At 61.4% G+C, this 18,220-nt stretch carries 16 protein-coding genes; all 16 read right to left on the bottom strand.

The window, feature by feature from the left end:
- Position 1: 1 nt before the first annotated feature.
- Positions 2-1,999, bottom strand: a complete 1,998-nt coding sequence (pgaB, locus tag ACA069_RS00805; protein WP_489879614.1) for a poly-beta-1,6-N-acetyl-D-glucosamine N-deacetylase PgaB — start codon at positions 1,997-1,999, stop codon at positions 2-4.
- 12 nt (positions 2,000-2,011) lie between these two features.
- Positions 2,012-4,492, bottom strand: coding sequence for a poly-beta-1,6 N-acetyl-D-glucosamine export porin PgaA (gene pgaA, locus ACA069_RS00800; RefSeq protein WP_497615888.1), 2,481 nt, complete (start codon positions 4,490-4,492; stop codon positions 2,012-2,014).
- A gap of 252 nt (positions 4,493-4,744) precedes the next feature.
- Entirely contained in the window at positions 4,745-6,250 is a 1,506-nt protein-coding gene (locus ACA069_RS00795; protein ID WP_187680301.1) for a YdgA family protein, read from the bottom strand.
- Positions 6,251-6,542: 292 nt separating this feature from the next.
- Positions 6,543-7,178: an NADH:ubiquinone oxidoreductase subunit N gene (locus ACA069_RS00790; protein WP_187680302.1), complete on the bottom strand. Its 636-nt coding sequence runs from the start codon at positions 7,176-7,178 to the stop codon at positions 6,543-6,545.
- Between the two features lie 93 nt (positions 7,179-7,271).
- On the bottom strand, positions 7,272-8,714 hold the full coding sequence (locus tag ACA069_RS00785) for an efflux transporter outer membrane subunit (RefSeq protein ID WP_401264684.1): 1,443 nt from the start codon (positions 8,712-8,714) through the stop codon (positions 7,272-7,274).
- A complete protein-coding gene (locus ACA069_RS00780; RefSeq protein WP_401264682.1) occupies positions 8,711-9,598 on the bottom strand; it encodes an efflux RND transporter periplasmic adaptor subunit in 888 nt (295 codons plus the stop codon). Before ACA069_RS00780 ends, ACA069_RS00785 begins: the two co-directional genes overlap by 4 nt.
- Positions 9,595-9,804 carry a DUF1656 domain-containing protein gene (locus ACA069_RS00775; RefSeq protein ID WP_007917703.1) on the bottom strand — a complete coding sequence of 70 codons (210 nt, stop codon included), beginning with the start codon at positions 9,802-9,804 and terminating at the stop codon, positions 9,595-9,597. The genes ACA069_RS00780 and ACA069_RS00775 overlap by 4 nt, the downstream gene beginning before the upstream one ends.
- A complete protein-coding gene (locus ACA069_RS00770; protein WP_497615885.1) occupies positions 9,801-11,864 on the bottom strand; it encodes an FUSC family protein in 2,064 nt (687 codons plus the stop codon). The genes ACA069_RS00775 and ACA069_RS00770 overlap by 4 nt, the downstream gene beginning before the upstream one ends.
- On the bottom strand, positions 11,861-12,289 hold the full coding sequence (locus ACA069_RS00765; protein WP_187680307.1) for a MarR family winged helix-turn-helix transcriptional regulator: 429 nt from the start codon (positions 12,287-12,289) through the stop codon (positions 11,861-11,863). The genes ACA069_RS00770 and ACA069_RS00765 overlap by 4 nt, the downstream gene beginning before the upstream one ends.
- A gap of 143 nt (positions 12,290-12,432) precedes the next feature.
- On the bottom strand, positions 12,433-12,714 hold the full coding sequence (locus tag ACA069_RS00760; protein ID WP_095190381.1) for a type II toxin-antitoxin system RelE family toxin: 282 nt from the start codon (positions 12,712-12,714) through the stop codon (positions 12,433-12,435).
- Positions 12,704-12,949 (bottom strand): type II toxin-antitoxin system Phd/YefM family antitoxin, encoded by a 246-nt coding sequence (locus ACA069_RS00755; protein WP_187680309.1) that lies wholly within the window; start codon positions 12,947-12,949, stop codon positions 12,704-12,706. Before ACA069_RS00755 ends, ACA069_RS00760 begins: the two co-directional genes overlap by 11 nt.
- A gap of 98 nt (positions 12,950-13,047) precedes the next feature.
- Positions 13,048-13,287: a DUF2789 domain-containing protein gene (locus ACA069_RS00750; RefSeq protein ID WP_497615882.1), complete on the bottom strand. Its 240-nt coding sequence runs from the start codon at positions 13,285-13,287 to the stop codon at positions 13,048-13,050.
- 117 nt (positions 13,288-13,404) lie between these two features.
- Positions 13,405-13,866 (bottom strand): aminoacyl-tRNA deacylase, encoded by a 462-nt coding sequence (locus ACA069_RS00745; protein ID WP_497615880.1) that lies wholly within the window; start codon positions 13,864-13,866, stop codon positions 13,405-13,407.
- Positions 13,867-13,992: 126 nt separating this feature from the next.
- A complete protein-coding gene (locus ACA069_RS00740; protein WP_497615878.1) occupies positions 13,993-15,540 on the bottom strand; it encodes an efflux transporter outer membrane subunit in 1,548 nt (515 codons plus the stop codon).
- Positions 15,537-16,607 (bottom strand): HlyD family secretion protein, encoded by a 1,071-nt coding sequence (locus tag ACA069_RS00735; protein ID WP_497615876.1) that lies wholly within the window; start codon positions 16,605-16,607, stop codon positions 15,537-15,539. Before ACA069_RS00735 ends, ACA069_RS00740 begins: the two co-directional genes overlap by 4 nt.
- 26 nt (positions 16,608-16,633) lie before the next feature.
- The gene (locus ACA069_RS00730; protein WP_497615874.1) at positions 16,634-18,172 is read right to left on the bottom strand and encodes an MFS transporter; all 1,539 of its coding nucleotides are present in this window, start codon (positions 18,170-18,172) and stop codon (positions 16,634-16,636) included.
- Positions 18,173-18,220 lie beyond the last annotated feature (48 nt).

Here is an 18,220-nt window from a genome sequence, read left to right as displayed (position 1 = left end):
GTTATGGGTTCCATTTATTGGAGAGCGCAGGCCGGACGGTTTTCAGGTCCGGCAGGTTGTCGAGGAAGTTGTCCGGGTAGTAACCGAAACTGGTCGCACCCTGGCGCTTGAGACGGCCCATCCAGTCGGCCAGTTGTTTGCCATCGATGTCGGCCTGTTCTTTTTTGGTCCAGTCGCGCGCCTGCAATTCGAACACGGTGCGATTCAACGCTCCGGGACGCTTTCTGACGGTTTCCACCAACGACTCCAGCCACGGCCCGGACTCTGCCTGGGTCTGTTTTTCCATCAGCGGCATCGCCATCGGCGCCGTCCAGTCGTAGGTCGCGAGGAAGTCGTCGAGGTTCTGTGCGTACCATTCTTCGCTGTGTGGATTGAGCATCGGCTCGGCGAAGATGTTGCGCGCGGTCAGCACCTGCGGGCCGCGAATGGCGCGAACCTTGGCCGTCAGCTCATTGGTGAAGTCGATCAGGTAGCGGCTCTTGAATCGGGTCCAACGCTGCATCGCTGCCGGGTCATCGCGCAGTGCCGCGATCGAGCCCGGCAAGCCGCTGGCCGCATAGGCTTTGAGCGCCGCCGGGCTGGCATCTTCGAAGTCCGAGAGCAACGCGTCGTCGTGGTAGAGAATGCCGTTGACCGAGGTCAGACGCGCCACGTCTTCGTAGATTTCACCGATGATCCGTCGCACTTCAGGATCGAACGGCGACAAGCGTTGGTACTGATCCGGATCCACCGAGGTGATGCCGGTTTTCGGGTCCCAACGGGTCACGCGCGGCAGTTTAGAGTCGAGGCCGAAACTCAGCACCGGCATCCACGCGAAGACCTTCACGTTAGCGCGGGTACGTAGTTGCCAGGCGACGCGGTTAAAAATATCCGCACGCACCGGCAAGTGGCGGTTGGGGAAGTACAGCGAATGCACCAGGCCATCGCCCTTGGGATCGGCGAAGGCTTGCAGGAACACTGTGTTGGCGCCCAAGTCAGCGATGCGCTGCACCAGTTTGCCGAGGTTGATGTCCTGCTGCGCCGGATCCGGGTCGTAGACGTTGTCCAGATCGACATGCACCACGCGCATGACGAAATCCGACTGCACGTCGACGATACTGTTGGCGAAACGCGCGCCGTCAGGATCCGAGGCGACGAGAAAGCGCGGGCTGCTCATCAGGTTGTCGAGGGCGTCGAGACCGTCTTCGAGGGTCAGGGCCATTTCGTAGCCTTCCTCGCCCACCACGGTCAGCGAAGTACCATCCGCCGCGCCGTATGGCCAGACCCACACGCGTGGTTTCTTACCGGTGACTTTGCGAATTTTTTCCGAAATGTTGTTCACGTCAGTGCGGATCCGCGCCTGGAAATCGGCCTCGGATTCATAGCGTTTGGTCACTGGGTCATAACGCCGGGTGGCCGCTGCAGGCTGCAGGTTGCCCTGCGGGTTGGCCAAAATACCTTTGTGGTTGGCGTCGGTGTGGGCAGCGATTTCCACCAGCCCGGAGCGTGAAATTTCGCGAATCTGATCCCAGGTCAGAAAGTCGGAACGCGGGCGCGGAGCACCGGCGAAATCCACTGGCTGGTTCAGCGGCGTGTCGATCCAGCTGCCGACCGGCGCCAGCAGCGCGTGCCAGTTATAGGCACGCAGCACCGGCAACACGCGGGTGTAGAAGCTTGAGTAACCGTCGTCAAAACTGAGCAGGATCGCCTTCGCTGGCAGTTCCGGCCCGCCCTTGCGTGCGGCCATGATCTGATCGACCGTCACCGGTTTGTAGCCGTTTTCCCGCAGCCACGCGAGCTGCTCGATCAGGCGCTCGGTACGCACCGCCACCACAGCCTGATCGGGGTCGCGATCTTCGACATCGTGATAGGCGATGCCCAACACATGATTTTTCGGCCACGGTTTTTCACTGGCCGCCACCGGACGCTCGGATGGCGGGGTGAATGCAGGGGCTTGTTGGGCGCAAGCGCTGGCCAGCAGCACCCCCAGCAAAAGGATGAAACGCGAAATCAAAGGCATCTTCAAACTCTTCTAGAAGCGGAAAGTGAGGTCGACGAGCAGACGCAGATCGGTCTCCCGATCACCGTCGTAGGGCCGGTTGATCACACTGAACAAACCGCCCACCTCGAACACGTCGTTCCAGGCATAACGTTGGCCGTAACCGATCAGCGCCATGCCGCCAGTGCCGTGATCACGCTGGCTGTACGTCCCCGCGCCTGCCTGGAACTGCTGGCTCCAAGAGGTTTCGTAGCGGTGATAGAGCACGTGATTGACGTTGACCAGTGGCATGACGCTGAAGTCCGACTTCGGATTGAAGTACGGCACGTCATCGGATTTGGAGTTGTGGCTGGTGCCGACTTCCAGTCCCGCATCGACCTGCACGTTCGGCGCGCTGTAGACGCCCTCGCGTCCGGTGAGCAAGGCTTCGACACGGTTGTTGCCGTCGCTGAAGTGCGACGGGCTCACCGACAGCCGCCACTCGCGGCTTTCGTTGGCGCGCCAGCGAATGAAACCGCTGCCGCCATTGGCCTTGATGTCGCTGTTGAGCGCGCGCAACGGCGTCTCGGCCGACAGGTATTCGAGGCTGCCGCCGTACTGCCAGTGGTCATTGATGTCGCGGGCGATCGCCAGACGTGCGCCCTGTTTGTCGCCGAAGCCGTAGGAATGGTTGGAGACTTCGGCTTCAAGCGTCATGTCGCGGGTGCGACGTTCCAGACCGACGCGCTGGAAACGGTGGTGGCCGGTGCCTTCGGCGAAGTCGCCAGTGGCATAACCGGCGCCGGCGAACACGCGCCAGTCTTCATCGATGGGCGGACTGTACAGGGTGGTCTGAATACCGAAATCGCGACTCCCGCTGACCGCTCCGGCGTCGCCACTGCCACCGCCGTTGGCCTTGCCGCCGTAGGCTTCGACGCGCAGTTCGGACATGTCGTGGACTTCACGCTCGCGCGCCGCGCGCTGAACCTGACGGTTGTCCGGATATCGCGCCACCACGTCGTCGGTGAGTGCATCCATCTGCCGCCATTCCTGCAACGTCATGGCTGTGCGCGCTTGAGCGACTTCCAGGCCCATGTCGCGGGGCACCATGCTCTCGGTTTCCTTGAGCTGATTCTCGGCGCGGCGCGGCCAGTTGCGAGCCAGGTACAGATCGGCCTGTGCCAGACGCAGGCCGGTGTTGCCCGGCGCCTGTTCGACCAGCGTCTGTAAACGCTCCTCCCCGTGTGGCAGGTCGGAACCGTAGGTGCCGGCCTGTGCCGCGAGTTGTTGGGCGTCCATCCACTCATCGTTGGGGTTGCCGATGGGGAGGCCTTTGAGTTCGGTGCGGGGTCGCTGGGACTTGGCTGCATCCTCGGCGACTTTGCGCGCTTCGTCGGCTCGGTCGCTTTCAAGCAGCGAGTAATACAGCGCTGTTGTGTCTTCCAGACGATCGCTGGCATCGGCGTCCGGAGCTGCCAGCACCTGACGGTAGAGGTCGGTGGCGAGTTCCGGTTGACGTTGATCGAGATAAGACGCCGCCACCCAACGCAGGGCGTAGGTCGGGATCTTCACACCTTCGCCTTGCAGCTTCTGATATTCGCTGATGACATCGCCGGTGCGCGCCCGGGCCTTGAGTGCGCCCATGCGGTCGATGCGCCAGCGGATCACGTCATCGTGAGCGGTGGCGTCCGGGGTCCAGGTGGCGAGCAATTTGTCGTAATCGGCCAACGCGCGGTCGGCGATCACATAGCGTTCTTGTTCGCTGCGGGTAGCGAGTTCGGCGAGGCGCACGCGCTCGGCAGCCAGATCGCCTTCGAGGCGGCGCAGGGTGACCGGATCGATCAGGCCCGGACGCTGATTGGCCAGACGCAGCGCCGGTTCCGGCAGACGCGCCTTTTGCAGCGCGACCACGTATTCGCGGGCGACTTCAGGTTTGCTGCCGGCGCGGATAAAGGCCTGATCGTATTCGAACAGGGCGTCGTACTGCTTGCCGGCACGGCTCAGCGCGTAGCCGAGCGCCAAACGACGGGAAGGATCATCGGGTTTGGCCGCCACCAGCGCTTTGGCGCGGGTGACCGCTTCGTCGGATTTGCCGGCGTCAGCCTGCGTCAGAGCCAGTCCCAGTTGCAGGTCTGCGTTATCCGGCTCCAGCGCCAGCGCCTTGTTGTAAACCTGAGTCGCCTGATCCCAACGTTTGAGGTTGCGATAGGCACGAGCGGTGGCGGTCAGCGCCTGAACCGGCAGCACACGGTCACGGCCCTGGGTTTCATAAACCTTGACCACTTCGGCGTCGAGTCCGGCCCAACTGGCGATTTGCAGGTGATCGCTGATCTGCCCGGTGGTCGCCTGACCCGGCGGCACCTGGCGCAGCACATTCAGCGCAGGCGTGGTTTGCCCGGCACGGGCATCCCGCACCATCTGATCGTAGGGTGTGTCGGCAAACGCCAAGGCCGGCCAGAGCAATTGGCTGCACAGCGCGACTCGAAACAAAGGGCGTAAACCACGATGTAATACAGGACCATCAATACGCGGCATTCGTCAGCATCCTTACATGGCCAGCCGGGTCGTAATGCCCTCCTTGCCCATTCGTAACGGGGCCGAGCCAGGAACGCTCAGCCAAGCTTAGTCAGGCAGTTTGCATGCAAGCGAGGACCGAAATTCAGAACACAATAATTGTTCAGAATCGGCCGGCGGCTCGGCCGCGACACCGAAAAGCCGAACGCCAGACAGCAAAACGCCCGGCGTCTGTGGGTACAGAGGCCGGGCGTTTCTATTAAGAGCGCAGTATTACTGCACTTGCGTGACGCCCGCGAACTTGCTCATCAGGAAGCCGACGAACTGCTCGACGGTCATCTTCTGGCCGTTGAATTCCACCTGATTGGCGGCGTAATGCAGCTTGGTCACAACGTTGGTGCCCTCTACGATCGCCAACTGCGAGCCGACGGCCATCCCGGAGAACATGTCGGCCGCGCCGGTAGCGCCATCGACGATGGCTTTGGCATCAGTCTGACCATCGAGCTGCGCCTGCACGCTGAGCAGATCAATCAGCATCGGCTTGGACACGGTGATATTGAGATCAAGCAACGCGATCAGCTGTTTGCCCAGTTGATCCGGCGGCAGATCCATCGATTGCGGCTTGGTCAGGTCGATCACCAGATTCGCGCGGCTCTCACCGTTGGCGGTTTTCAGCGACAGATTCTCCAGCGCCACTTGCGGGCCAGCGGCCAGCAGTTTTTGCAGGTCAGCCTTGACCTGCGCCGACTCGGCTTCGGTCAGGTTCAGCTCCGGTGCCGGCAGGCCGGCTGCCGTGGCTTCGGCGGCGGCTTTTTCGTATGGCTGCAGTTTGGTCTGGTAGATCTGCATCAGCGACATCGTCGACGGGATGTCGAGGTTTTTCAGGCTCATGGCCATGCTGGCCGAGCCGATTTTCTTGTCGTTGAGCGTTACTTCACCCACCGTGTAGTCAGCACGGCCGGACGCATTGCTGCCGTTTTCTTCGGTGAGGTTCTTCATTTCGAAGTTCTTCACGCCGAGCACCGATTGCTTGGTGCCGAAGGTGGTTTTGCTGTTGGACAGCTCCAGGGTGTTGTTGCCGGTGTAGTAGCCGTAGCTGCTCTTGGTGAGGTTGCTCGCCAGGGTCAGACCGTTGAGTTCGATCTGCACCGGCGCCTGATCTTCAGCCACAGTCACCAGTTTCAGGCTGTCCATGTAGCCGTCAGCCTTGACCTTCTGTGCCTGGGCGCTGGCGGAGATGTTCAGGGTCAGGCCGGAAAACTTCAGGCTCGACTGCTCATCCAGCGCGGTTTCCAGTGGCAGCAGGTCGACGGTGCTGGTGGTGGACTCGTCGTAGCCGATGTTGGTTACGCCTTTGAGCGGGGCAGCGCCCTTGGTGGCGGCGAACCATTTTTCGGTGGCCGGATTCTTTTCCAGCTGGTAGTTGCTGGTGGCCATGACCGGCAGCCATTTCAGCGACACCAGACGCGAGAACGGCAGCGGGCCGTGCTCGATGTGGTCGACGAACAGCAGCTCGACCGGCGCATCGCCAAACATCTCGCCTTCACCCTTGAGGCGATAGTGCGCGGTGCTGGTGAAGGTGTGGCGCTCCAGCGACACCAGTTCCAGCGACGCGGTGCCGTTGGAACCGGCCATGGCGGTTTGCAGTTCTTTGTTGGCGTTAGAGACGGCGTTGTTCAATACGCCTTCGATCTTGGTCCCGGTGTACCAGGCCCCGCCTGCGCTGATCGCGCCGATGGCAACAACAATTCCGAGTAGCACGCCTGCTGATTTATTCATGAATGACCTGATCGATTTCCGTGGCTGAAAGTGTGGTCGTCTTCCCTGAACCCGTGACCGGGTTGCGGCTCGACTCCGCTGAATTTAGCGGTGGAGATTAGCACTGGGCGCGGGAGACGGCTCAATGTTTAAAGGTGAAAGAGTGTCTATGGGGAGTGTGGACAGTCGACAGGCCGGGAGAGTTTCAGTGTTTTTCAGTCCGCCTTCGCGAGCAGGCTCGCTCCCACAAGGACAACACTGTACCTGTGGGAGCGAGCCTGCTCGCGAAGGGGCCAGATGATTCAGCCAAAAATCAGGAATACTGAACCTCGATCTCATCGAGTTGATGATCAAAGCTCTTCAGCCGCGCCGTCCAGGTATACACCAGCACCTCGAAATCCCGATCGATCACTGCCCCGCCCGGCCCATCGGCGCGCGGGTCGCAGAAGTCCAGTTGATAGCGTTCGCGGGCCATGGCCGTGGCGACGTCGGACAATTCCCGGGCATTGTTCAGCCAGTGCCAACCTTCGCTGTCGATCTGCTTGTCGAGTTCCAGACACTGCTTCTTCAGCGCTTCGAGGCTTTTTTCCAGCGGCGTGCCAGTGAGTTCGCCCATGACTTCGGCGAAAGTCCGGCCGGGCTGCCAGTAGCTGCCCCAGAAATATCGGTCGAACACGGTTTCGACCTTGCGCAGGGCAACTTTGGTGTCCCAGATCAGCACCAGGGTCTTGCCCTGTTCAAGTTGTCGCTTCTTCACCCGCTGAACCTGGAGCGATGCCCAAGCCACCACCACGATTGCCATGACCGCAATCAGCGCGACGGCGCTGTCGAGGAAAACCATGGCCTTGTCGATCTGGTGGGCCAGCATGATGCCGTAAAAATAGGTGGCCGAGAGCAGCACCAACGCTACGAGGGCGCACCAGAAGCCGAGAGCGTAAGGGTTTTTCATTATTGGTTTCCCCTAGACCAGCGCTAGCAATGTGCGCTGAAGGGGCGCTTTGCACGGGGCGCCCCTTCAACACTTCAAAGCATAGCTATGGCCTCAGGGTTTGCTCGGGCTTGAAGCTTGCGTTCGTCCGCTTTCCCAGCCGCCGCCCAAAGCGAGGAACAAATCGATCTGGCTCATGGCGACTTGCGTGTTGGCGGCGGCCAGCTGCGCCGTGACATCGGTGTAGGTGCGGGTTGCTTGCAGGTCGGCGAGGAACGACTCGCGCCCGGCCTGGAAGAAGCGGTGCGTCTGGTCTGCGGCGAGTTTCGCCGACTGCTCGGCGTCGGCCAGGGCATCGCGGCGTTGCAGTAACGCGCTGTACTGGGCCAGACCGGTCTGTGTTTCGCGAATGGCGTTGAGCACCACGCCGTCGAAATGCGCCAGTGCGCCTTGGGTCGACGCTTCAGCTTCGCGGATTCGCGCGCGGGCGCCGTTGGTCGGCACTTTCCAGCTCAGCGAGGGGCCGAAACCCCAGCGGTTGGTCGATGGATCACCCAAGTCGTCAATAAGACCGACGGTGCCGATGGTCGCGCCGATGCTGATGTCTGGATACAACTCGCCGGTGGCGACGCCGATGCCCGCAGTCGAAGCGGCCAGTCGACGTTCGGCCTGGCGAATATCCGGGCGACGCTTGAGCAACGCGGCGCCGTCACCGACCGGTACCAGTTGGGCGATTTTCGGCAACTCGGCGCAGGTCGCCGTGCCGGCAGGCAACTGATCGACCGGTTTGGCCAGCAGCATCGACAGGCGAAACAGCCCGGCCTGACGCGCCGCTTCATAGCGCGGCAGCTCGGCGCGCAGGGATTTGAATTGGGTTTGCGAGCGAGTGACCTGGGTTTCATCACCACGCCCGGCGTCACGCAAGCGCTGAGTCAGCGTGGTGCTTTGCGATTGCAGGTCGAGGGAGTGTTGGGCAATTTCCCGTTCTTCATTAGCCGCGCAAACCTGGGTGTAGGCGCGAACTACGTCGGCCACCAAGGTGATGCGTGCAGTGTCAGCCGCCGCTTGAGTCGCATCGGCGTTAGCCTTAGCGCCTTCGATACCGCGTTGCAGAGTGCCCCACAGATCGAACTGATAAGAAGCGCTGATGCCAATATCGCCGACGTTGTCGACCGGGACTTTTTCCGGCAGCAAAAACGCCTGACCGGATTCCTGCAAACGCTGGGCGCCCATCTTCACGCCGGCGCTCCAGCCACCGGCCGCCTCGGCCTCATCGACTTGCGCGCGAGCCCGCGCAAGGTTCGCTGCCGCCACGCGCAGATCAGTGTTGGAGGCCATGGCCTGCTGCACCAGTTGATCCAGTCGCGGATCCTTGTACAACCGCCACCAGTCCGCCGGAACCGGCGCCGACACCACCGGTTTGCCCGCAACGGCCAGTTCGCCCTGAAAGTCCTTGCGCTGAATCGCCGCGTCATCGGGCACCTGATAGTCCGGCCCGACCATCTGACAGGCCGAGAGCATCACACCCAACCCGGCGATCATCAGGGCCTTGTTCATTGCGCGGGCTCCTGCTTTTGATCGTCGATGATCGAGACGGTGGCGGTACGCCCGGCAATCATGCGGAAGTCCGCCGGCACATCATCAAAGGCAATGCGCACCGGAATCCGCTGCGCCAGCCGCACCCAACTGAACGCCGGGTTGACGTTGGGCAACAGATTGCTGCCGCTGGTGCGGTCGCGGTCCTCGATGCCGGCGACGATGCTTTCGACATGCCCGCGCAGCTTGGCGCGATCGCCGACCACACGGATATCCACCGACTGGCCGACATGAATGCCGTCGAGTTTGGTTTCTTCAAAATAGCCGTCGATGTGGAAGGAATTGCTGTCGACCACCGACAACACCGGGCGCCCGGCGGTGACGAACTCCTGCGTACGCGGCGCGCGGTCGTTCACGTAGCCGTCCACCGGGCTGCGGATTACCGAGCGATCAAGGTTGAGTTGGGCGCTGTCCACCGTGACCATGGCTTCGGCCAATGCCGATTGTGCGCGGGCCACTTTCGATTGGCTTTCTTCCAACTGTTCGGCCGGCACCAGATTGCCCAGGCCACGGTTACGCTTGGCTTCACGCTGGGCCTGCGCCAGGGTTTCTTCGCGATCGGCAACGGCGGCTTTGGCCTGACGCAGGGCCAGTTTAAACCGGTCCTGGTCGATGCTGAACAGCACCTGGCCACGCTTGATCAACTGGTTGTCCTTCACCTCGACCTGCTGGATCAGCCCGGACACGTCCGGCGCGATCTGGATGATGTCGGCACGGATGTGGCCGTCACGGGTCCAGGGGGCGAACATGTAATACATCACCATGCGCCAGACGAGGACAACGGCAAAAGTCACGATCAGCAGGGTGAGTACCACGCGACCGATAGTCAAAAACGGTTTTTTCATGTCATCAGGTATCGACTGAGTGAGTCCACGCCGTACAGCAGCACGGCGTAGAGGGCCACGTTGAACAATGCCCGGTGCCAGACCAGACGGTAAAAGTGCACGCGCGTAAGCACGGCATGCACCAACAAAAACAGCACATAAGTGATGCCCATCAACACCAGCAGGGTCGGCAGGAAAATGCCGCTGATGTCCAGATCACCGATCATAGGGGCGCTCCATCGGGCAGCGGTTCTTCGGGCTCGGCGCTGGAAACGAATTCGACGCCCGGCAGCAACGCCAGACGCAAACCGCTCAAGGCGTGCAACAGATGTAGTCGGGTTTCTTCGTCGCCATGGCCATTGAGCGCGCGGCGGGTGCGGTCCAGAGTCATCAACAGAGGACTCGGCGCCGGCAGGCGTTCGCCAGCCTTGAGACAGGCACGGAAATACTCGCCGACTTCGGCGACCACTTGCTGTAACAGCGTCTTCGGCACGCCGTTCACGCGTGGGGTATAGGCGAGCAAATCAAGCAGGTTCAGGCCCACGCGCACTTCGCGCATGGCGATGCCGGTGTCCTGGCCGGTCAGGGCCAGACGCGGCAGATGCTGCATCAGGCGATCGAGCAGTTGCACGCCCAATTGCCGGTGTTCGGCCAGATTCGCCGGTTCGGTCATGTCGACGATGTCTTTCCAACTGAACCGGGTCAGGCGCTTGGCCGCCAGCTCGGCGCCGAACGGGCGCGCCACCAGTGTCCAGATGAACGCGAACAACAGCCCCATCGGCCCCGCCAGGTTGGAGTTCACGAAGGCGAAAAAGTCCGCGTCGTAGGCGCCCTGAATACTGATGAACGACGAGGTGTTGACCAGCGTCAGGAGCATGCCAAGGTAGAAGCGAGGCTGCACCGTCAGCGTGCCGACGCAGATGAACGGGATGGCAAACGCCAATACCAGCATCGGGAAGTCATGCAGGTTCGGCAGAATCAGAAACAGATAGAGACTGGCGAACAGCACCGACATGCCCGTCCAGAAAAAGAACCGGTAAATCTGCGGCGCCGGGTCATCCATCGAGGCGAAGAAGCTGCACGCGACCGCCGCCAGAATCACCGCACTGCCGCCGTCCGGCCAGCCGAGCAGAATCCACAGCACCGAGGCGACGATGATCGCCAGAATGGTCGAGGCCACCGAGTACATCATCAACCCACGGTCGAGAAACGGCGTCAGCCGACCAAGACGCCAGTGGCGATACACCGCGCGCCAGCTGTCCTGCCGCTCGCAGAGAATCGCATCCTGCAAACTGCGGCAGTCTTGCCACAAATCGATGAATTCGCCGAGACGGTACAAGGCGTTGGAGAACAACAATTGCTTGCGATCCTCCAGCGCTTGCGCACTCGGTTGCAGGGCTTCGAGTTGGTCTTTCAGCGCTTGCCAGCGGTCGAGATCGGCATCCTGATGGCTGAGCCATTCACGGGTCGCGGCCAGCAGCGGCGCGAATTTTGCCACCAGTTCCGGCGTGCGCCGTTCGAGGGCGTAGAGCGAATCTTCCAGCGCATCGATCACTGGCAGCAGGTGAATCATCCGTCCGCGCAACTCCTTGGTGTTACGCACGGTTTGCGGCCGAGAACCTTCGTGGGGCAATTGGCCGATCATCAATTCGAGGCTGTTGAAACTGGCGACCATGGCCATGCGCAGCGCGGTGACTTCTTCGGGCTGCACATCACGGCTGAGAAACTTCAGGCTGTAAGTCGAAGCGTCGGCGAACCACTTGCTCACGGCATCGTTGAACACCGGCGCCAGGCGACGCGGCCAGAACATCGCACCGACCACGGCGGCGACGGCGATGCCGAGGAAAATCTCTTCGGTGCGCGCTTCTGCGACGTCCCACACCGCCAGCGGGTTATCCACCACCGGTAAGGCGATCAGCGGCAAGGTATATCCGGCGAGCATCAACGCGTAACTGTTGGCCGTGCGCAGATGCAGGGACAGGAACAGCAGAATCCCCGTCCACAACGCGATCACCACCACCAACACATAAGGGCTCTGCACAAACATCGGCACGAAAAAAACCGCCGCTGCGGCACCGAGAAAAGTGCCGACGGCGCGGTACAACGCTTTGGAGCTGGTCGGCCCGAGAAACGGGCTGGAGACGATGTACACCGTGGCCATCGCCCAATACGGACGCGGCATTTGCATAAGCATGGCGATGTACAGCGCAAGCATCGACGCTGCAAAAGTGCGGATCCCGTAAAACCAGTCCCGGGCCGGCGGAATGCCAGTGAAAAAACCGTTCAAGAATTAACCACCAACGGCGGATTGGCCGCCTCAAAAGCTCTGAGTACCCGAAGCGTAGCCTCCAGATCGCTCTGATCGATCCCTTCGAGCACTTCGTGACGCAAGCGCACCAGTTCGATTTCCACTGCCTGCACCAGTTCACGGCCGGTGTCGGTCAGGCTCAGGCATTTGGCGCGCCGATCCTGTGCATCTTCAGTGCGGCAGACATACCCGGCATGGCACAACTGATCGAGCAGACGCACCAGCGACGGACTCTCCATCCCGGCCGCCTGCGCCACCTGCACCTGACGCACGCCCTCACCCAACCGGCCGATCATCAACAACGGCACGGCGCAGGCTTCGGAGATTCCGTAATTGACCAGCGTGGTCTGGCAGATCTTCCGCCAATGCCTGGCGGCCACCACCATGGCACTGCTGATGTTCATCTGGAGAGCGTCGAGGGTATCGGGCACGAGAAAATGCACACTGTTAGTTTGCTAACTATCAATATCGCATTGGAGGGGAAAATCAGTCAAGTTTTGAAACAAATTGGCTGTTCGCCGAAAGGAAGGGACACGCCAGGGTGTACTCAGCGCTTTTTTGCATTCGCGTACACGCTGCTGCGCTCGCGTTTTCCTACCGCGACTACAGAAACGACGACTCGCACATCGATTACTTGATAGACCAATCTGTAGCCAGAGGCCTTGAGTTTGATTTTGTAACAGTCCGGCATGCCATGGAGTGCATCCGCTGACACTCTCGGTAGCGCCAATCTTTCCGCGAGCTTTTTCTTGAATTGATCCCGGAGCGTGTGACCCAGCTTGTTCCACTCTTTATGAGCAGATGGCAGAAATTCGAGCTTATAGGTCATCCAGGCTTACCGAAATGGGCGTTTCATGGCTGCGCGAACGCACGATTTCAGCCAGCTCCAAATCATCAAGCCGCTCCATCATTGCCTCGTAAACATCGGCTGGCACCATGTAGCCCATGACGCGGTTGTGGTTCAGAACGGCCACAGCCCCACCCTGTGCGCCGCTTAAAACAGCAGATGGGTTTTTCTTCAATTCGGAAACACTGACAGCCATATCGGCCAGAACATTTTGCATAATAAAAGACCTCAATTGAGGTCGTGATATTGGTCCATTTTTTGATCATAGACAACCGCAAAACGATCAGGCTAAAAGTGCTCGCCATTCAGTTAGTCCTACCGCCCCTTACGCAACAACACATCCAACTGATCCACCACCTCCGCCCAATCGGCATCACCCAGAATCTCGTCGCGCAAAAAACCTGCCTGACTCTTGCTCCAGAAAAACGCATCCGCCAGGTGCAGTTCGGGTTTGAGTGGGGAGTGTGTGGCGATGAATTGCTCGATGCCGGTGGGGTCGTTGTCCAGGCCGAGTTGTTTGAACAGGGATGGGAGGCTGTGGGTTGGGTTTTCCATGGATGAACTCCTTCAGACACGTGGGGCCTGGAAAATGATTCGCGAGCAGGCTCTCTCCCACAGATTGAACGCAATCCCCCTGTGGGAGCGAGCCTGCTCGCGAAGGCGGCAGCGAAACTAATGACTCAACTCCCGCACCTCAGCATGCGGCACCATTTTCAGAAACTCCGGCACGCTCATGTGCAGCAGATAGGCGTGGTTGCCGGCTTCCAGATAAATATCCTTCTGCCGAGTCAGCAGCGGGTCGATGACCATGTCCAACCCATAGGAATCCCCCAGCGGCGGCACCGCGCCGCGCTCGCAGTCGTCGAAGATGTGCGCCAGATTGCTCTCGCGGGTGATCTGCCATTCGCCGCCACTGCGCACCTTGGTCAAATCAAGATGACTGCTGGCCGGCAGCACGGCCATCAGGTAATGCCCGTGGTGGTCGTCGAGGATCACCGATTTCGCCACGCGCTCGGCGGGCACCCCGGAAACCCTTGCGGTTTCGAGGCTGCTGGACGAGTGCCGGTGGGCGACGATGTCATATTCGCAATGCGCCCGGGTCAGACTGCTTTGCACCTTTTTGGCCATACGCATGATGCACCTCGGTGTTGCGCTGAACGCTGTTGCCGTGTCTTTGAGTCTAGTTCGGCACACTGCTGGCGCAGGGAAATCCGCCCACTGGACACCTGCGCACATTACTCAAATTTCAGGCCGATCGAGTTACTCAGCGGCCATTTCTGCTGCCGGATACACCGACTCCCATCCCCCACCCAACGCCCGGTACAACCCGACCATCGCCAGCGAAACCCCGGTGGAGCTTTCCACCCACTGCTCCTGAGTCGCGAGCAACGCGCTCTGCACGGTGAGCACGTTGACGAAATCGACCACGCCTTCGACGTATTGCTGTTGCGCGGTGCGCAGGGCGATCTGGTTCTGGCGCACGGCTTCGGCGAGGCTGTCGCGGCGACGCTGGCTGGCGTTGTAGGCGGTCAGTTGATCGTCGATCTCGTGCCAGGCGCGCAGTACGGTTTGCTGGTAGCCGATGGCCGCTTCCTGTTGCTGGGCTTCGCGCAGGTGCAACATGCCGCGCAGGCGGCCGCCGTCGAACAGCGGCAGGCTGAATTGCGGGCCGATGCCGAACGCGCGCGAGCCCCACGAACCGAAGTCACTCAACTGCATCGCTTGCGAGCCGAGATTGCCGGACAGGGTGATGCGCGGATAGAAATCGCCCTTGGCCACGCCGATGTTGGCGGTGGCCGCATGCAGCCGCGCTTCGGCCTGACGGATGTCCGGACGGCGCTCGGCCAGTTGCGACGGCAAGCCGATGGCGACCGTGAGCGGCGACTGCGGCACCGCCGCGTCTGTGGATAATGCCTTGGCCAGGGCTTGCGGCGGCTCGCCCATCAATAAGCTGATGGCGTTGATCAGTTGCGATTGACGCTGTTCCAGCGCCGGCAGGCGCGATTCGATGGCCGCAACTTGCGCGGCGGCTTCGGCGACGTCCAGATCCGTCGCCACGCCATCATTCAGACGCAGTTGTGAGAGCTTCAGACTGTGACGGGCAACGTCGAGGTTTTGCTCGGTGACGGCGCGGGTGTTCTGCACGCCGCGCAACTGAATGTAGTTCTGCGCAGTGTCGGCGAGGACGGCGAGCACCACACCGCGACGGTCGTTTTCGGCGACTTCGAGGTTGGCATCGGCAGCTTCGGTTTCGCGGCGCACGCGGCCCCAGAAATCCAGCTCCCACGAGGCCGAGAAACCGGCGTCCCACAGATTGAACGCGGAATCGCCGTTTTGCCCGGACGGATCGTTCAAGCCCTCGCCACTGTTGCGCTTGCGTGCGTAACTGCCGGTGGCGGCGGTGTTGGGGTAGCGATCAGCGGTGATTACCTGGCGCGCGGCGCGGCTTTGTTGCAGGCGGCTGCTGGCCAGTTGCAGGTCGAGGTTGCTGCGCACGGCACGTTGAGTAAGGGCCGAGAGTTGTGGGTCGTTGAAGACTTCCCACCAGCGTTCGTTCAGCGGTTCGCTGACGGCTCGGCTGGGGGCGGATTTGGCGGGTTTTGCCCAGTCGGCGATTTGCGTGGCTTCAGGCTTTTGGAAGTCAGGGCCGACGGTGCAGGCGCTGAGACTTACCGCGAGCAGGGCACCCAAAGCGAGTTGCTGCCAGCGGCCTCTTCGCGAGCAGGCTCGCTCCCACATTTTGGAATGCGTTTCTCCTGTGGGAGCGAGCCTGCTCGCGAAGGCGTCAGTTCGTTCAAAGAAGCTCATCGCTGAGTCACCTCACGCGCCGACGTCGCCGAAGTGCGGGTATCAATACTCGCCTCGACCGACATCCCCACCCGCAACCGCTCGGCCAGTGGCTGCCCAGGCTCCAGCACAATCTTCACCGGAATCCGCTGCACCACTTTGGTGAAGTTGCCGGTGGCGTTATCCGGTTTCACCGCCGCGAAGGTCACGCCGGTCGCTGGCGCAATACTCTCGACGCGGCCGCTCAGTGCCTCGCCGCCGAGGCTATCGACGCGCACCTGCACTTGCTGGCCCGGTTGCACGTCCGTCAATTGCGTCTCCTGAAAGTTGGCAACCACATAGGCCTGCTGCAACGGCACCACTGCCAGCAGCTTGCTGCCCGGCGTCACATAGGCGCCAACGCGCACGGCACGCTCGCCGACCATGCCGTCCTGCGGCGCGGTGATGCGCGTGTAGGAGAGTTCGAAACTGGCGATTTCCAGCGCCGCCTGTGCATGTTTCAACGTACCTTCAGCGGCATTACGCTGGGCGGTGAGGATTTCCACCTGCTTGCGCTCGGCCGCCAGTTTCGCGCTCGCCGTGTCCAGCCGCGCGGAGGCCTGATCGATACGCGTACGGGCCTGCTGCGCGTTCTGTACCGTACCGGCACCCACGCCGGCGAGGTGGTTGTAGCGATTCAATTCCTGCTGGGCAAACGCCATTTCAGTCTTGGCCGAGACCACCGAGGCCTGCGCCTGAGCGATCACCGAGGTCTGGCGTTCGAGCGTGGCTTTGGCGTTCTGCAACTGCGCGCGCGCGACCAGGGTTTGCGCATCCGCGGCCTCAGCGGCAGCACGCAAATCACGATCATCGATCAACGCCAGCAACTGCCCGGCCTGTACCCGTTGGTTGTCTTCCACCAACACTTCCTTGATGAAACCGGCCACGCGCGGCACCACTAAAGTGAAATCAGCGGAGACGAAAGCGTCGTTGGTATTTTGCTGGGTACGTTTGCCAAAAAGGCCGGGCACCGCCAGATACAACAGCACGCCCACCGCCAGCGCAGCGGCGACGGCCACCGCGAGTTTTTGCTTTGCTTGAGTCGTCATAAAAACCTTCATTTTCAGTACGGCAATCAGGTCGGCGCGCGTGGCGGGAAGATCCGCGTCGGCAGCCAGAAAATCAGCAGGATCAGCGCCACTGCAACGCCGGCCATGCACACATAGAGATCAGAAGAAGTCAGCACCACGGCCTGTTCATGCAGACGATGGGCAAGGCCCGGATCGCTGCGGCCGGCCAACGGTGAGTTGCCGAGGCTGTCGACCAGCATGGTCGAGTGAAAATGCAGACGCGCCGTGGTCAGCGCCTCAAGCACCCCGGTGGCGATCACTGCCGCCAGACCTTTCACGGTGTTGAACCAGGCCGAGGCAAACGGCCCGTCCGTTGGCTGGATGCTGCCGGTGGAGAGCATCAACAGCGGCAGTACCGACATCGGTTGACCGAAGATCTGCAGCCATTGCAGGACGTAGAAGTTGTCGCGAATCCATTCCGAGGTCAGCAGCGAGCCACCGAGGCAGGACAGCACCAGCATGCTCAAACCCGTCCCGAGCACCCAGCGGCAATCGACCCAGCGCAGGTTGCACAGCGCCGCCACCAGCGGCAGCGCGATCAACTGCGGCAACGCCGCGATCAGCATGATCGGCGCGGTCTGCACCGGGCGATAACCCTGCACTTGCGCCAGATAGCTCGACGGAATCAACACCACCGCTTGCAGCACCACCAACACGCCGGCCAGGGTCATCAGCGCGAACGCCAGGTTACGGATGCCGAGCATCTGCAACTTGAAAAACGGAATCGGCTGCGACCACTCGTTAATCAGGAACGCCACCAGCAGCAGCGACCCCGAGCCGAGCAGTGCGCAGATCAGATCCGACTCGAACCAGTCCAGCCGATTGCCCTGCAACAGGCCGATCACCAGCATGCAGATCGCCGGAAAACCCAGCAGCAGGCCTTTCCAGTTGAACGTCTTGAGGCGCTCCAGCCGCAGCGGGTCCTGCGGGATACCGTAACCGACCATGACCATGGCGATCAGGCACGGCACGATGATTTGCCAGAACGTCCATTGCCAGCCGACGTATTCGGTCCACAACCCCGCCAGCGGCGTGCCAAGGCCGGGGCCGAAGGTGGCCGTCAGCGCGTAACCGGCCAGGCCATAAAGTTTGAAGTTCGGCGGCAGGAAGCGCAGGGCGACGGTCATCAGCATCGGCGGCAACGCGCCGCCAGCCAGACCTTGCAGGGTGCGCATCAGCAGCAGGCTTTCGTAGTTCGGGGCAAAGGGGCACAGCACGCCGAGCAAGGTGAACAGGCTGATCGCGCAGAGGGTGAAGCGGCGCAGCGAGAACGTCACCGAGCACCACGGCGCGAACGCCATGGCCGCGACCGAGGTGGCGGTGTAACTGGCGACGAGCCAGGTGCCTTCGTCGTAACCAATGTTCAGCGCGCCGCGAATGTCGGCTAGGGCGACCTTGGTCACCATCTCGTTGAGGCCCGACACCAGCACCGCGACCAGCACGCCGACCAGGCCGATGATGATCCGCGTCCCGAATGCCGGTGGCGCGGCCGCCGTCGCCGGGCTGGTCGCGGCCATTGGCGCCGGGACCGTCAGGGATGTCATGAATGCAAACTCCGGAGGGAAAAATACCGGAGCATCTTAGTCGGGCTT

This window comes from Pseudomonas sp. LBUM1652 (assembly GCF_059716105.1).
Note: the sequence above shows the minus strand (reverse complement) of the source record. Positions and strands in the feature narration are given on the sequence as shown.

Excerpts from the sequence above, each read along its gene's own strand:
- pgaB (WP_489879614.1), bottom strand. The coding sequence starts at position 1,999 with ATGCCTTTGATTTCGCGTTTCATCCTTTTGCTGGGGGTGCTGCTGGCC.
- pgaA (WP_497615888.1), bottom strand. The coding sequence starts at position 4,492 with ATGCCGCGTATTGATGGTCCTGTATTACATCGTGGTTTACGCCCTTTG.
- ACA069_RS00795 (WP_187680301.1), bottom strand. The coding sequence starts at position 6,250 with ATGAATAAATCAGCAGGCGTGCTACTCGGAATTGTTGTTGCCATCGGC.
- ACA069_RS00790 (WP_187680302.1), bottom strand. The coding sequence starts at position 7,178 with ATGAAAAACCCTTACGCTCTCGGCTTCTGGTGCGCCCTCGTAGCGTTG.
- ACA069_RS00785 (WP_401264684.1), bottom strand. The coding sequence starts at position 8,714 with ATGAACAAGGCCCTGATGATCGCCGGGTTGGGTGTGATGCTCTCGGCC.
- ACA069_RS00780 (WP_401264682.1), bottom strand. The coding sequence starts at position 9,598 with ATGAAAAAACCGTTTTTGACTATCGGTCGCGTGGTACTCACCCTGCTG.
- ACA069_RS00775 (WP_007917703.1), bottom strand. The coding sequence starts at position 9,804 with ATGATCGGTGATCTGGACATCAGCGGCATTTTCCTGCCGACCCTGCTG.
- ACA069_RS00765 (WP_187680307.1), bottom strand. The coding sequence starts at position 12,289 with ATGAACATCAGCAGTGCCATGGTGGTGGCCGCCAGGCATTGGCGGAAG.
- ACA069_RS00760 (WP_095190381.1), bottom strand. The coding sequence starts at position 12,714 with ATGACCTATAAGCTCGAATTTCTGCCATCTGCTCATAAAGAGTGGAAC.
- ACA069_RS00755 (WP_187680309.1), bottom strand. The coding sequence starts at position 12,949 with ATGCAAAATGTTCTGGCCGATATGGCTGTCAGTGTTTCCGAATTGAAG.
- ACA069_RS00750 (WP_497615882.1), bottom strand. The coding sequence starts at position 13,287 with ATGGAAAACCCAACCCACAGCCTCCCATCCCTGTTCAAACAACTCGGC.
- ACA069_RS00745 (WP_497615880.1), bottom strand. The coding sequence starts at position 13,866 with ATGCGTATGGCCAAAAAGGTGCAAAGCAGTCTGACCCGGGCGCATTGC.
- ACA069_RS00740 (WP_497615878.1), bottom strand. The coding sequence starts at position 15,540 with ATGAGCTTCTTTGAACGAACTGACGCCTTCGCGAGCAGGCTCGCTCCC.
- ACA069_RS00735 (WP_497615876.1), bottom strand. The coding sequence starts at position 16,607 with ATGACGACTCAAGCAAAGCAAAAACTCGCGGTGGCCGTCGCCGCTGCG.
- ACA069_RS00730 (WP_497615874.1), bottom strand. The coding sequence starts at position 18,172 with ATGACATCCCTGACGGTCCCGGCGCCAATGGCCGCGACCAGCCCGGCG.